Annotated in this window: 12 protein-coding genes, 1 rRNA gene and 1 pseudogene; 9 read left to right on the top strand and 5 right to left on the bottom strand. The window is 40.7% G+C overall.

From position 1 onward, the window contains the following. Positions 1 to 216: 216 nt before the first annotated feature. Positions 217 to 331 (top strand): 5S ribosomal RNA (gene rrf / locus I6F43_RS19785). A gap of 382 nt (positions 332 to 713) precedes the next feature. On the opposite strand, the pseudogene I6F43_RS19790 reads toward rrf, so the two are convergent. Continuing rightward, a pseudogene (locus I6F43_RS19790) lies at positions 714 to 1,273 on the bottom strand (sugar O-acetyltransferase). Between the two features lie 159 nt (positions 1,274 to 1,432). On the opposite strand from I6F43_RS19790, the gene I6F43_RS19795 reads away from it, so the two are divergent. The 6 genes from I6F43_RS19795 (at position 1,433) to I6F43_RS19820 (ending at position 8,491) form a co-directional block, all read left to right on the top strand. Next, on the top strand, positions 1,433 to 2,197 hold the full coding sequence (locus tag I6F43_RS19795) for a DeoR/GlpR family DNA-binding transcription regulator (RefSeq protein ID WP_121955439.1): 765 nt from the start codon (positions 1,433 to 1,435) through the stop codon (positions 2,195 to 2,197). A gap of 40 nt (positions 2,198 to 2,237) precedes the next feature. Beyond that, positions 2,238 to 4,058 carry a glutamine--fructose-6-phosphate transaminase (isomerizing) gene (glmS, locus tag I6F43_RS19800; RefSeq protein ID WP_007580413.1) on the top strand — a complete coding sequence of 607 codons (1,821 nt, stop codon included), beginning with the start codon at positions 2,238 to 2,240 and terminating at the stop codon, positions 4,056 to 4,058. Positions 4,059 to 4,170: 112 nt separating this feature from the next. Then, positions 4,171 to 5,358 carry an alpha/beta hydrolase-fold protein gene (locus I6F43_RS19805; protein ID WP_197103726.1) on the top strand — a complete coding sequence of 396 codons (1,188 nt, stop codon included), beginning with the start codon at positions 4,171 to 4,173 and terminating at the stop codon, positions 5,356 to 5,358. Positions 5,359 to 5,621: 263 nt separating this feature from the next. Further along, entirely contained in the window at positions 5,622 to 6,026 is a 405-nt protein-coding gene (locus tag I6F43_RS19810; RefSeq protein ID WP_197103728.1) for a DUF6088 family protein, read from the top strand. A 103-nt stretch (positions 6,027 to 6,129) separates the two neighbouring features. Then, positions 6,130 to 6,969 (top strand): nucleotidyl transferase AbiEii/AbiGii toxin family protein, encoded by an 840-nt coding sequence (locus tag I6F43_RS19815; protein ID WP_231614116.1) that lies wholly within the window; start codon positions 6,130 to 6,132, stop codon positions 6,967 to 6,969. Between the two features lie 220 nt (positions 6,970 to 7,189). Beyond that, on the top strand, positions 7,190 to 8,491 hold the full coding sequence (locus I6F43_RS19820; RefSeq protein WP_197103731.1) for a DEAD/DEAH box helicase: 1,302 nt from the start codon (positions 7,190 to 7,192) through the stop codon (positions 8,489 to 8,491). 97 nt (positions 8,492 to 8,588) lie between these two features. On the opposite strand, the gene I6F43_RS19825 is transcribed toward I6F43_RS19820, so the two are convergent. Further along, positions 8,589 to 9,986 carry a 5-methyltetrahydrofolate--homocysteine methyltransferase gene (locus I6F43_RS19825; RefSeq protein WP_197103732.1) on the bottom strand — a complete coding sequence of 466 codons (1,398 nt, stop codon included), beginning with the start codon at positions 9,984 to 9,986 and terminating at the stop codon, positions 8,589 to 8,591. 32 nt (positions 9,987 to 10,018) lie between these two features. After that, on the bottom strand, positions 10,019 to 12,430 hold the full coding sequence (locus tag I6F43_RS19830; protein ID WP_197103734.1) for a TonB-dependent receptor: 2,412 nt from the start codon (positions 12,428 to 12,430) through the stop codon (positions 10,019 to 10,021). 138 nt (positions 12,431 to 12,568) lie between these two features. On the opposite strand from I6F43_RS19830, the gene I6F43_RS19835 reads away from it, so the two are divergent. Together I6F43_RS19835 and I6F43_RS19840 are read left to right on the top strand one after the other, a co-directional pair. After that, complete coding sequence (locus I6F43_RS19835) at positions 12,569 to 12,985, top strand: MerC domain-containing protein (RefSeq protein ID WP_197103736.1); 417 nt, start codon at positions 12,569 to 12,571, stop codon at positions 12,983 to 12,985. 146 nt (positions 12,986 to 13,131) lie between these two features. Then, entirely contained in the window at positions 13,132 to 13,983 is an 852-nt protein-coding gene (locus I6F43_RS19840; protein WP_169045297.1) for an alpha/beta hydrolase-fold protein, read from the top strand. 66 nt (positions 13,984 to 14,049) lie between these two features. Here the strand turns inward: I6F43_RS19840 and I6F43_RS19845 are convergent, their stop codons facing one another. Then, positions 14,050 to 14,298 (bottom strand): DUF3297 family protein, encoded by a 249-nt coding sequence (locus I6F43_RS19845; RefSeq protein WP_002963088.1) that lies wholly within the window; start codon positions 14,296 to 14,298, stop codon positions 14,050 to 14,052. A gap of 231 nt (positions 14,299 to 14,529) precedes the next feature. Next, the coding region (locus I6F43_RS19850; protein ID WP_197103738.1) for a cold-shock protein at positions 14,530 to 14,711 on the bottom strand (182 nt) is incomplete at its 5' end.

Here is a 14,711-nt window from a genome sequence, read left to right on the forward strand (position 1 = left end):
GGCAAGATGTGGAAGTGGTGTGAGCCATTAAGCTAACTTGTACTAATTACCCGTGAGGCTTAACCATACAACGCCAAACGCGTTTTATGTGATAGTGAAACAAGCGAAGAAGTTAATATGACTAAAGTAGATATTACTGAAAAGACTTAAAAAATATTATCAGATATTTTCCAAATTCAGTTAGTGCGTAGCGATACGGATTAACGCCCAAATTTGCTTGGTGACAATAGCGTTTTGGACCCACCTGACTCCATGCCGAACGCAGTAGTGAAACGAAACAGCGCCGATGATAGTGTAGCTTTTGCTATGTGAAAGTAGGACATTACCAGGCTTCAAATGGTAGAAAGCCCGAATCTAACGATTCGGGCTTTTTTACGTCTGCAGAAAAGTGAAATGCGCGCAATTAACACACACTCACATCAACACCCATCACGTAGGGCGGGCGAGCATAGCGACTCCCGACGCTAGAATCACAACAAAATCCCTCAATAACTCAGTCGGCCAATACAGTAGCATTTGCTACGTGACTCTCCACCGCTGTGGGCACTACGACATCACCAGGCTTCAAATTGTAGAAAGCCCGAATCTAACGATTCGGGCTTTTTTACGTCTGAAGAAAAGTAAAATGCGCGCAATTAACACACACATCAACACCCATCACGTAGGGCGGGCGAGCATAGCGACTCCCGACGCTAAAATCACATCGAGAATAGCTACAATGTTCTTATTTCACGAGCTGGGTTACCCGCTACTACAGTATTAGGCATTACATTTTTAGTAACCACAGCACCCGCANCATTACATTTTTAGTAACCACAGCACCCGCACCCACAATACTATTTTCACCAATACTCACACCCGCTAAAATAATTACACCTGCGCCAACCCATATGTTATTGCCTAACGCGATAGGTGCTGCAAAGTTTTCTTTATTAAGCCTTTTTGCTGGATTAGTAGCATGTGACACAGCTAAAAGCTGAACGTTCGGGCCTATTAAGCAGTCATCACCTATGGTGATTGAGTGATTGGCTAATGGCGAGTCGAGAAGTGTGCAATTAATATTCATAAAAGTACGATCACCAATAACTATTTGATTGCCGTAATCGCAATGAAAACCTGATTCTATAATTACACCATCACCCGACTTTAAAAATAACTCTTTGATACGTTTTAAGTTGCCTTTACTTGGGCTCTTATTAAATAAACGGCAGGTTTCACCTGCTTGCTTTCGCTGTGCTAAGTATTCTTTACTGATACTGTTAAATGACTGCATTGTATTTATCTTTATAACTTAATTAGTTATAGCTTACCGTACTTTTAGTTTTATTATTATTAGAATAAAACTGTATTTTTTTTGCTCGTTCACTTGCCATTTAAGTTGTTTCGTTTAAAATCGCATAACTTTCGAAATGAAACTTAATTCACGAGCTTTATGACTAAACGAAACACACAGCAGCGTCGTCACAATATACTGGTTCAAGTTAATGAATTAGGTGAAGTCGCCGTTGAAAAGTTAGCACAGCAGTTTCAAACATCTGAAGTAACCATTCGAAAAGATTTAACCTCGCTTGAAAAAAGTGGCTTATTACTTCGCCGCTACGGTGGTGCTATTGCACTACCTAAAGAAATTGTTAGCGATGAAGTAGATTCAAAGCGCAAAGTCGCAATAGCAAAAGCTGCAGCAAAACTTATAAAAGATCATAACCGCATTATTATTGATAGCGGACGCACTACGGCAGCTATGATCCCTGAGCTTGCTGATAAGCGTGGGCTAGTTGTTATGACCAACGCTATTAAAGTAGCGAGTCGTTTATTATCACTCGAGAACGAGCCGACACTTTTAATGACCGGCGGAACGTGGGATCCACATTCTGAGTCATTTCAGGGGCAAGTTGCTGAAAATGTATTATGTTCTTACGACTTTGATCAGCTATTTATTGGCGCTGACGGCATAGATGTAAAGCGCGGTACTACTACCTTTAATGAGCTAGTTGGTTTAAGCCAAGTTATGGCAAAAGCCGCTCGTGAAGTAATTGTAATGGTTGAATCAGATAAGATTGGCCGAAAAATACCAAATTTAGAATTACCGTGGAAAATAGTAACCACATTAATAACCGACGATGGCTTAGCAGACGATAAGCGCAAAGCAATTGAGGCGTGTGGTGTAAAACTAATTTGTGCAGAGATTATACAATAGCTACTCAGTAGCAAGTATTTTAAAAATTAATGGAGACACTATGTGTGGAATAGTTGGGGCAGTTGCAGAACGTCCAGTAAACAAAATTTTAGTTGAAGGCCTTAAACGCCTAGAATACCGTGGTTATGACTCAGCAGGCGTAGCATTGCTTGATGGCAACACACTTAATACTGTTAAAGCAGTGGGTAAAGTAGTTAACGTAGAAGCAGCTCTAGAAAAAGCAGGCGTTAGCGGTCATACAGGTATTGCACATACGCGCTGGGCAACACATGGTAGCGTTACAGAAGCAAATGCACACCCACATGTATCAAACAACCAGTTAGCACTTGTGCACAACGGTATTATTGAAAACCACGCTAGCCTACGTACAGCACTTAAAGCAGATGGTTACGAATTCTTATCAGACACTGATACAGAAGTAATGGTGCATTTAATTCACCAACTTCGTAAACAACACACAACGTTACTTGCATCAGTACAAGCAGCTGTTAAACAGTTTGAAGGCGCTTTTGGTACTGTTGTATTTGATAAAGACAACGATAACGAAATCATTGTAGCGCGCTCAGGTAGTCCTCTTGTTATTGGTTTAGGCCTTGGCGAAAACTTTATTGCGTCTGATCAGTTAGCATTACTACCTGTTACTCGTAGCTTCATCTTTTTAGAAGAAGGCGACGTAGCACGTATTACACGTGACACAGTAGAAATTTTTGATGCAGACGGTAACGCAGTTGAGCGTGAAGTGATTGAATCAAACATTACGCAAGATGCATCAGGCAAAGGCGATTACCGTCACTACATGCTAAAAGAAATTTACGAGCAGCCACTTGCTGTACGTAATACTCTTGAAGGGCGTTTAAACGACGACCGTGTAGCAATTGATGCCTTTGGCGAAAGCGCTCAGCAAATATTTAAAGATGTAAAACATGTGCAAATTATTGCCTGTGGTACGTCTTATCATTCAGGTATGGTTGCACGTTACTGGCTTGAGCAGTTTGCGGGTGTTAGCTGTAATGTAGAAATAGCTTCTGAATTTAGATACCGTCAGTCGTTTGTTCATGAAAATAGCTTACTTGTTACTATTTCTCAATCGGGTGAAACTGCCGATACGCTAGCTGCATTACGCCTAGCTAAAGAGCAAGGTTACATGGCCTCAATGACTATTTGTAACGTACCTGGTTCATCGCTTGTACGCGAATCAGACCTTGCCTTTATGACTAAAGCAGGCGCTGAAATAGGCGTGGCATCTACTAAAGCATTTACTACGCAGTTAGTTGGTTTGTTAATGCTTACTGCGTCTATAGCTCAGGAAAAAGGCCTTGATCAAAGCGCAATTGTAAATGCAATTAAAGTACTTCCAGCTAAGTTAGAAGAAACATTATTACTCGCTGATGGTATTGCAGATCTTGCAGAAGAGTTTGCCGACAAACACCACTCATTGTTTTTAGGTCGTGGCTCGCAATACCCAATTGCAATGGAAGGCGCGCTTAAGCTTAAAGAGATTTCGTACATTCATGCAGAAGCCTACGCCGCTGGCGAGCTAAAACATGGCCCACTAGCACTTATTGATGCCGACATGCCAATTATTGTTGTAGCACCAAATAACGAATTGCTAGAAAAACTTAAATCAAACGTAGAAGAAGTACGCGCACGTGGCGGCATTATTTACGTATTCGCAGATAAAGATTCACACTTTGAGTCAGACGACACAATGCGTGTAATCAACGTAAACCACACTGACGACATTATTGCGCCAATAGTTTACACGCTGCCATTACAGTTACTGTCGTACTATGTAGCAGTAATTAAAGGCACTGACGTTGACCAACCACGTAACTTAGCTAAATCTGTTACGGTTGAGTAAAATCAAAAGGTTGGTAATTACCTGTTAAAGATAAAAAGGCGCTCAATGCGCCTTTTTTTGTACCTCAAAGCCTGTTAGATTAAATAACACACTATTTTATAAAGGATTAGTCATGCGTTTATTAACCGCTGTTTTTATATGTAGTTTATTTATATTTTATTCTAGTAGCACACTTGCAGAGCCTGATTTAAAACAGCAAACCATTGGCTATCCGCAACACACACATACATTTAAATCGGCTGTTTTAAACGAAGAACGCACAGTTGTCGTTCAGTTACCTAAGAGCTATCAATCTGAGCCAAACAAGGTATATCCTGTTATATATCGCTTAGATGGCGCGGGTAACATACCGCTTATAAGTGCTGTAATGGATCGACTGCAAAATAATAATCGTGCGCCTGAGGTTATTATTGTCGCTATTGAAAACACTAATCGCTTAAGGGATTTATACCCCACAGTTAATAAAGAGCCACAAGGCCCGGTAGGTGAAGGCGGAGGCGCAGCAAAGTTTTTAGCATTTATTGAGCAAGAGCTTATGCCCTTGATTAATAAAAGCTATCGTACGCATAACTTTAATGTGATTGCTGGAGGCTCAGCAGCAGGCGTGTTTGCACTTTATACTATGCAAGCTAACCCTGAGCTTTTCCAAGCGCATATTGCTTACAGCCCTGCCGTTTGGTGGAACTATGGCGCACCGGTAAAAGCGACTAAGTCGTTTATAGCTAAAACGAAAGAGCTTAACAGTTACGTTTACATCAATATCGGCGAAGAAGCCGGCATAATGCGCGAAAGGTACGATGAATTGCAGCAAGCTATGCAATCGCATAAAGTGCGAGAGCTACGCTTCTTTAGTGATGCGTTTGATGGTGTCTCGCATAACCTGACTTCCGTTGCTGGTGCATTTAATGCCTATCACAACTTATTTTTGCCTAAACAAATGCCCATAAGTGATTTAACTGACGATGTAGCCTCCATTTATGCTTATTATCAAAACTTATCTCAACAATGGGGCGAGCAGATATCTCCACCAGATCGTGCTGTTAGATTACTAGGTTACAACCTAACGGATAGCAAGCAGTTTGCCCGTGCCATTGAGGTGTTTAAGTATAATATAGAAAATCACCCGCAATCAGTCGATGCGCTTTCAGCTTTATCTTATGGCTATGAAATGCAAGGCAATACTCGCCAAGCGCTTAAACATATGGAATCTGCTTTAACAATTGCAGACGACTCATATCCTTATATAAATTACTTAAAAGAAACAAAAGCTAGGTTGCAAGTAGAGCTGAGTAAGAGTTAATAATATTGTCAATTTAGTTGCTGGCTTTTTATTCAACGAACATTATTACGTTGCTTACTAAGGTTTTATCAATAATTAGGTCGGTTACAATTTAAAGTTTATGTAAGTTTTGTTTAACTTGTTTATATCTTTCTATAAACAACAGCTTATGTTTTTTGTTTGATAATTTTTGTCGTGTTTTTTCTTTTCTCAGTGCCGTATTATTTTTAGGCAGAGGTGGTTTGGGTTATACTAAAACAAATCATTACGTAGGAGAGTTAGACATGACTGCAACTGACCGTATTTATCAAAAAATAAAGCGTTCTCGCCGCTATGTGTTTGAACGTAAAGATTTCGACAATTATGCAAGCTACGATCAGGTTGGTCGTGTGTTAAAGCAATTAGTCGATAAAGGCATACTGATGAAAATTGGCTATGGTTTATATACTAAAGCAACGATTAATAGTCTCACTAATAAGCCGATGCCAACGAGCCCTGGCGGTACTGATGCGATAATGCGTGAAATTTTAAAACTGCGCGGTGTAGACTTTGAGATGGATGCGATGTCATTGAAGAGCATTAACGGTAAATCTACCCAAATACCTGCGTCCATCAAATACAGCTGGAACTCTAAGCAATTTAACCGAAATCTTAAAGTTGGCAATAGAATATTGAGTTATCGCAGATGAGTATACCCAAACTGGAAAAACAGTTTCTTGAGGTATCTGATGCATTGGATTTAGGTAATCCATCGATTCCAGAAAAAGATTATTGGGTAGTGTCTCTTCTGCTATGTTGGAATATGTAAAAAGTGAAAGCCATCAACTGGTTTTTTCTGGCGGAACTGCATTGGCTAAATCCAATATTAAAATCCTGCGAATGTCTGAAGACGTCGACATAAAATTGATTCCTACTAATGAGTTTATCAAAAAGGGCAAGGGGGCAAAGAAACAAGCTCGCAAAGCGCTAATTGAACATATCATAATGAAGTTGGCTGACCATCCTTATCTTAATTACGCTGATAAAACGGTGAATGATGAATATCGCCATGTCGAAATAGAAATAAAATACCCACAGCAATATCACCAAGCACCATGTCTACGCCCGTATATAAAATTAGAGTTTATTGAGACTATTGAACTTCATGGCACTGAGCTTCGCTCTATTTCATCGCTGGTGGCTCAGAGTTACAAGCAACCTGCCGAAGTTAAGGCTATGTTGTGTGTATCGATTGATTCTACGTTGGTTGAAAAAGTACTTTCTATGTTGCGCCGTACTATGTCAGTTAAACGAAACCCAAATTCAAATCGTAAGGATGATGATACGTTGGTTCGTCATATTTATGATGTTCATTGTATTAGTGTTGGGCATAAGATTGATATGAATGTGTTACGCCCGATGTTTGATTTAATTCTGGAAGAAGATAGGCTCCGATTTGGCAATCAACATCAGGAGTTTGTTGACGATCCCCGTAATGAGCTAAAGCTGGGATTGGAGGAGCTTCAAAATAATGAGAAGTTTCGTGAGCGTTTTACCGCGTTTGTTGCACCAATGGTATACAGCCAAAATCCTCATGACTTTGATACTTGTATTGCCTCATTTAAAGTAATTTCAGAGCAGCTTATTGGGTAACATTTAATTCATTCATTTAAGTACTTTGAATAAATGGATTATTTTAAACACGACAATAAAAGCGCGGGATAAACCCGAGCCTACAAATAACATAAACCCGCTCGTAACCTGGCTCGAATCGCGCAGCTGTTACCTATAAAAACATTAAAATCACTACTTAATATGCGTTAAATACGCTAAAATTGCAGGCTAATTTTTTAGCAATAAGCCCACAATTTTTATGACCTCAGCCACAAGCCCTAGCACTTTTTCCGAACTTGGCCTTATTCCAGAGCTATTAGCTCGATTAACCGATTTGGAATATACCCAGCCTACATCTATTCAAGCTAAGGCTATACCTAGTGTGCTTGCGGGTAGTGACCTAATTGCAGGGGCAAATACCGGTTCAGGTAAAACAGCAACGTTTGCATTACCTATGTTGCAAAAAGCTTTCCTTGAGCAGGGCGCTAAAAATACTGCCAGCAAAGGTAATTTTGTAACGGGGCTTATTTTAGTACCGACGCGTGAGCTTGCTACGCAAGTGGCCGATAGCGTTAAATCGTATTCTGCTAACTTTAATGGCGCAATTAAAACGGTGGCCGTGTTTGGTGGTGTGTCGGTTAATACACAAATGCAGGCACTGCGCGGCGGCGCCGATATTATTGTGGCAACACCTGGTCGCTTACTTGATTTAATCTCAAGCAATGCGATTAAGCTCGATAATGTAACTACGCTTGTGCTTGATGAAGCCGACCGTATGCTAAGCCTTGGCTTTACCGAAGAGCTGGCTGACCTTTTAGCGTTAATGCCTGCTAAAAAACAAACCATGTTGTTTTCAGCAACTTTCCCTGAGCAAGTTAAGCTATTAACGCAAGAGCTTTTAAACGACCCAGTTGAAATACAAGTACAAAACAAAGATGAAAGCACCTTAGTACAGCGTGTTTTTACCGTAAACAAAGGTGAAAAAACCACAGTTTTAGCACATTTAATTAAAACGCATAAATGGCGCCAAGCGCTGATTTTTGTCAATGCTAAAAAAGACTGTGAGCACCTAGCGGCTAAGCTTGAAAAACGGGGTGTTAATGCACAAGTTTTCCATGGCGATAAAGGCCAAAGTGAGCGAACTCGTGTAATAGAAAAATTTAAAGCGGGCGAAATCGAAGTACTTATCGCAACCGATATTGCTGCACGTGGTTTGGATATTGAAAAGCTGCCAGTGGTAATAAACTTTAATCTACCACGCAGTCCTGCTGATTACATGCACCGTATTGGTCGAAGCGGCCGTGCTGGTGAAGTAGGCTTAGCGCTTTCATTGGTTGATTATGAAGATTTGCATCACTTTAAAATAATCGAGAAGAAAAACAAACTACGCCTAGAGCGTGAAGAAGTAACCGGTTTTGCTGTAAACCAAGCAAACCTTGATGCAGCTGATGCGCTTAAAAATGAAAAGCCAATGGCAAAACCAGAAGGCACAGGCAAGAAAAAGAAAAAAAATAAAGCCGATGATATAGATGATGTGTGGAGTGGCTGGCGCCGTAAGTAACAATAGAGCTAAATAAATAGCTGTAAAAACCCGTAATTAGTAAACCTAATTACGGGTTTTTTGTTTTGTGGCTTTAATTTAAAGCGTTAGTTTTAAATTAATGGTCGTGATCTTCATCTTCTATTTCTTGTGCAATCCCTAACCAGGTAATGCTTGCAGGTGGAAAAGTTAACTCTAGCTCACTTTCAATTTCTAGGTCTTCTAGGTGTACTTGCACTATGTGTTGAGCAATTGGATCGGCAATATAAGCAAACTGACCACTTTGCGCCACTGTCATACTAAAGCTCATTCCTTCGGGCATTGTGGTTACGTCTGCTTGAGTAATATCTACTTGGCCTGCGAGTTCCCAGTGCATTTCACCGTCATGTTCATGCCCAGTAAGTACATTTAAAAAGCCTAGGCTGTCGAGTATTAAAAAGTGTTCACCACTGGCTGAAAAAGAATAAGAAACAGCACTTGCGCCATCAGCAAGTTGCCATTCTACTTCTTCCATTTCGGCATTTTCAGGATGAATGCTAAGCAATACTGAACCACTGCCATCATGCCCTGCGGCAATACCAAAAATTGTGTCATTGTTTTTATGGCCGTACAAAGTACCAATGCGCTGATCGCCTACGGCATCTATATTTACAACTTTTTGAGCGCTGTATACATCACCTTGCTGATGGGCAATCAATACACCATCACCACAACCAAATACAACATAATCGTGATTTTGTGCTGCGCCGTGTAAATCGGGGCAGGTTATTTCAAACGTTTGCTCTAGTTCGTAATTACCATCGTGAAGATGATAAACACCCACTTGATCGGGAAGTACTTTGGCATTAGATGTATTACTTGCATCGTCGCGGCGAATGGTTGAGAGTAAATGCTCGCCGCGAGGCTCAGCTACACCATGCATGTTAATGTCGTAGTTAATGCCCGTTAGTGTAGCTGTTGTATTGGTAATATCGTTATCGGTTAGCACTTCTACTGAGGCAGGCGTACCGGTTTCTGCATCGCCATCGTAAAATATTGCTAATTGCCCGTCGTGAGTTATTAAGTGTGTAGGGCGACTACCACTTGTTAGCTCGTAGCTGCTAAACGCAGGGCCTTGCTCATAATCATGCAAGTGCTCTGCGTGATCTTCGCGCCACATACCGCCGTCTATAAACCCTAGGTAATCTTGAGTACGATTAGCAATAACAGCATAACGAAAGCCTGGTGATGCAGATAACGTGTTTGAGTCATTGTTTAGTGTAAATGTATCAAGTAATTCGCTGTTGTCTAAATCAAAAAAGCTAGCTTCGTTACTGTCACCTGCCAGAACGGCAAGTCTGCCAAGTGAGTCTATGGTATAGCCGTCGTCATGGTCGTGATCATCATCATGATTGTGCTCGTCTTCTACAACAATAGGATCTTTTTCCACAATGTTGGTTTCTGCATCGCCACAGGCCGTAATAAATATAGCGCTAATAGCGAGTGTAATAAGCTTTAATTGATATAGTTTTTTCATGTTTATTTCCTTTAATTATAATTTTTTAACGCTTAAAAATAACCGCGAATACCTAGCGCAAAACTACGTCCTGGACGTGGCGCTATATCCTTTACAAACGAGCTGTGCACGCGAGCTTCTGTATCTGTTAAGTTAGTGCCTCGTAGGTACACAGACATATCTTGGTTTAACACTGAAAGGTCGTAAGAGATGCTCGCATCAACTAAGGTGTAACCGTCTGTGGCTGTTTCTTGTGGGGCTGTGCGGTCTTGCTTTTGATAGCGAGTTACATGAATATGCGCACTGAGTTTATCTGTTTGATAGCTTAGCTCGCTGCCAAAACGAAGCGGTGGTGTACGGGGTAAATCGCCGCCGTCTTTAAGGCGTGCACGAACGTAGTCAGAGAATACATCTAGCTTAAACTCATCTGTTAATTGCCACGCAATTTGCGCTTCAAAACCATGTAAAACTACATCATCTGTTTTAAATAAATAAACTGGTAGCTCTGATGAATGGTCGTGTTCGTCAACGCCTTCATCGCCATGGTCGTGTCCACTTTGTGCGTATAAACCGGTGTCTATTTGGTAATAATAGTTATCTACTTGGTTGTAAAAGGCATTTAAAATAAAGCCAACATCGCCTTGAGTTTTACGTAGGGTTAAATCGATATTATTGGCTGTTTCCAGGTCAATTGCTTGTTCAGATAAACCCAAATGGCCATCTTCATCTAAATCAAATAGTGCGCCTACTTCGTAAGTGCCAGTGCCAATATGCGGCCCAAACGATAACAACTCAGAGGCAGAAGGTGCACGTTCAGAGCGCGATACCGAAAGCCCTAAGTTATAGTTAAATGTAAAATCCCATACTACCCCTGCCGATAAACTGACTGGCGTAAATTCATGCTCTACATCAAATACGCGAGTGGTTTCTGCGCTTTCTTCGTGGTCATGATCATGCTCGTCGGCTTCTTCTGCTTCATCGTGTGCGTGAGTGTCAATATTTGGCAGTAATACGTCGCCTGCTTCAATTGTTACACGCTCTATGCGCCCACCTAACTGCACTAAAAAATTCCCAAAGTGCCTTTCTTCCATTAACGCTACAGCAAAGCTTTCGGTCTCTGATGGAGGAGTAAAGGCCTCTTCACCTTGTGCTTCAACATCGCTTTGCTTGTAATGAAAGCTAATACCGCCATTCCATTCGTTAAATTGGTTATGCAGTAGGTCTATGCGTAATTCGTTGGTTTCGTTTTTAAAGGTAGTGCCAACAGCGCCGCTCTCAATTTCAGCGTGTTCGTAGTCGGTATGGCCAGCGCGGAGATTTATTTTGTTTAGCCATTTATTATCTAGGTTGTACTCACCTAATAATTGCACTTTAGTTTGCTCTAAATCAGCAAATACGCTTTCTTCTTCGTCGTTGTGTTCTTCCTCTTCCTCTTCTTCCTCGCCGTGCGTATGACCAGGAATACCGTATTGACGATTAAATTGCTCTACTGCTAAGCCAATAAAGCCGTTATCCATTAAATAGCTAGCGCCAACAGTAAAACCGTCAGACTCTTCATTACTGTTTTCAACTTTATAGTCACCACGATGCTCTTCACCGTCGCTATCTATATCGGCAGCTACAGGTACCCCGTAGTCATCGGCCTCACGCCAAAATGCATCGGCGTAAAAAGCCACCGAGTCTGTGCCTGTTGTGGCATTAAACGAGGCCACTTTTTGGTTATCTACCGAGTTATGTTCTAGGTTCCATTCACCACGCGTGGTGCTGTCGGTAGGTACGCGGTTATCTACTACATTAACCACACCACCAATTGCGCCACTGCCATAAAACAGCGTTGCAGGGCCGCGTAATACTTCAATTTGTTGTGCGGTAGACGCCTCCGATGCAACAGAGTGATCGGGGCCAACGCGCGAAACATCACTAACATCAAGGCCATTTTGAGTAATAAGTACGCGAGGGCCGCTTAAACCACGAATAATAGGTGTGCTGGCTACTTTACCGTGAAAATTTGTATTAACGCCTGGGAGTTTTTCAAGGCTGTCGCCAAGGGTTGCAGCTTGTTGTCGTCTTAGTTGTTCGCCAGATAAAACACTAACAGGCGATGCAGATTCCATTGCCGACATATGAATAGGGGTCGCTTCAATATCAATAACTTCAATAGGCGAGCGCTTTAAATTAAAAGTAACCGATTGGTTTTCATCATTAGTTATTGTTATATCGCGATGAAGATGCGCATAACCAGGGGCTACAACGTGAAGCTCTTTTAAGCCATTTTTTAGTTCTGTTATAACAAATTTACCGTTTTCATCGGTGGTTACTTTAAGATCTGAGCCTTCAACTTCTACCGTTGCATTGGTAACTACTTTACCTTTGTTGTTTAAAACAACGCCTTCTATTGTGGATGCAAGCACACTAGCCGGCAATAAAGCTGCTATGAGAACAGCTAATTGTGATCTACGTTTCATTTGACTACTTTGTTGGATGTTATATTATATCAATTATGCGAGTAATGTTATAATATATCAATAGTAATTAACTATTGTTACTTAAATGCCTTTTAAAACGTAAAGCCGTTGTTTAAAAATTGATGAGTAGAGGAAGTAATGAAGTCGAGTCAAAGTGTTATGGATCGTATGGCGATTGGGTTATCGTTAATGTGCACAGTACATTGTTTTGCAACCCCGGTTATTTTAGCGCTATTGCCAAGCTTTGCTGTACTGCAAATAGATAGTGAACAGTTTCATTTATGGATTCTTGCGGCGGTACTGCCAACCAGTTTGTTGGCATTAAGCTTAGGCTGTAAAAAACATAAACGTACACGTTATATGGTGTCTGGTGTAACAGGCTTAGCTTTTATGATATTTGCCGTATTGCTAGGCCATGAAGTGCTCGAAAAAGCGCTAACCTTAATAGGCTCAGCGTTTATTGCTGTAGCCCATTGGTTTAATTATCAGCAATGTCTTAAACAGAATGACGACAACTGCCCATGTTCAGGCGGTGAGCCAGATCAAGTGGTTTAATGCTATAAGTGCTGGTGGTTTAAACGAAAGCTACACTGGCACTTTATTTTTTATTTAAACTTTGTTTTTTTAGATAGCTTAAATATTCGCTAAAAGTACTTTAAAGTAGGTACTTAATTTATTTTTAGCTTAGGTTAACCAATACAGTGCCTCTTATTTTAAAATCTCTTTTGCTTTTAAGCGCCTTAATATGTTTTAAATTAAGCGCAAATACCCCTTATTCAATACCCCGAAGTAACGTGGTTGAGCTCATTGAGCCCGTTAGCGAGCGGGCGTATCCTGTGTATATTCAGCTTCCTAAATCATACCAAAAGCAGCCTAATAAAACGTATCCAGTTATTTATGTAACCGATGCACCGTATACCTTTCCCATCGTTGCTGGGGCTACACGATTCCCTATGAATAGTGGCAAAATGCAACAGGCTATTATTGTAGCAATTGGCTATGAAAAAGGGTCCGCTGGCTCTAACAGCCGAATTAGAGATTACACGCCTACCTTTGCAAAAGATTGGAAAAAGCAAACAGGTAATGCCAAAGGGCATATTCAGTTTTTACAAAGTACAGTTTTCCCTTTTATTGAAAAAAACTATCGGGCCAGTAACTTACAAAGAACCTACATGGGGCATTCGTTAGGCGGTTTATTTGGCGCGACTATTTTATTAACGACACCCGATTTATTTAGCAATTATATTATTGGCAGCCCATCGGTTTGGTTTGATAACAATGCACTATTAGCCTTAAAAGTGAATAAGCCAAAATTGCCTATAAGGGTATATATATCAGTTGGATCTATGGAAACGCCAGCTTTCGGCGAAGGGCAAAATATGGTTGAAGGTGCTAAGCAGCTAACGCAAAAAATTAATGCGCTTAAAAGTGACAATATAGAATTAAAAAGTGTTGTTATTGACGGCGCTAATCATGCAACCGCATTTCCAACAACAGCAATCCAAGGCTTAGATTGGGTGCTGGGTAAAGCGAAAATTAATATAATTAAATGATTTTTAACAAGCACAAAAAAAGCGACTACCCAATATGGTGTCGCTTTTTTAGTAAGTAGTATTAGCTTACTTATAAAAGGCTTCAACAGTGCCTTTTCTTGTAAGTAAAAGTGGTTGTCCGCGACGATCAAGGCCTTTTGGAGATGCAAACTTTATCCAACCTTCGCTGATGCAGTATTCTTCAACATCAAAACGCTCTTTGCCGTTGAACGTGATACCAATATCGTGTTCAAAAACTTCTTCCACATGATGTGGGCTACGTGGATTAATAGAAAGGCGATCTGGTAAAGCAGGTTTTGCGGTAGTGTCGTTCATGGTCATATTCTATATTGAATGAAGTATGCGCTATTGTAGGCAATACAAAGCTTTCGCTCAAGAGAGATAGTAGTAAATGTGTTTAAAAATGTACTAATTAATGAGTTGTGTATACAAATGAGATTGCGCTTGGAAAATATTTACAGAGGAGGTTTTGAAGATATTCGACTAAATAATTATAAAGGTAAATATATTAATGGGTTATCTCTAACCCACTAAATTGTTTAGCAATTAGATGCTAACAATGTTCTCGGCTTGTGGGCCTTTTTGACCTTGAGTAACAGTAAACTGCACACGTTGGCCTTCAGCTAAAGTTTTAAAACCGTCGCCAGAGATTGCGCTAAAATGTGCGAACACGTCTGCGCCAGATTCTTGCTCGATAAAACCAAAACCTTTTGCTTCGTTAAACCATT

It is taken from the genome of Pseudoalteromonas sp. NZS71_1, assembly GCF_015864305.1.
GTDB classification, from domain to species: domain Bacteria; phylum Pseudomonadota; class Gammaproteobacteria; order Enterobacterales; family Alteromonadaceae; genus Pseudoalteromonas; species Pseudoalteromonas arctica.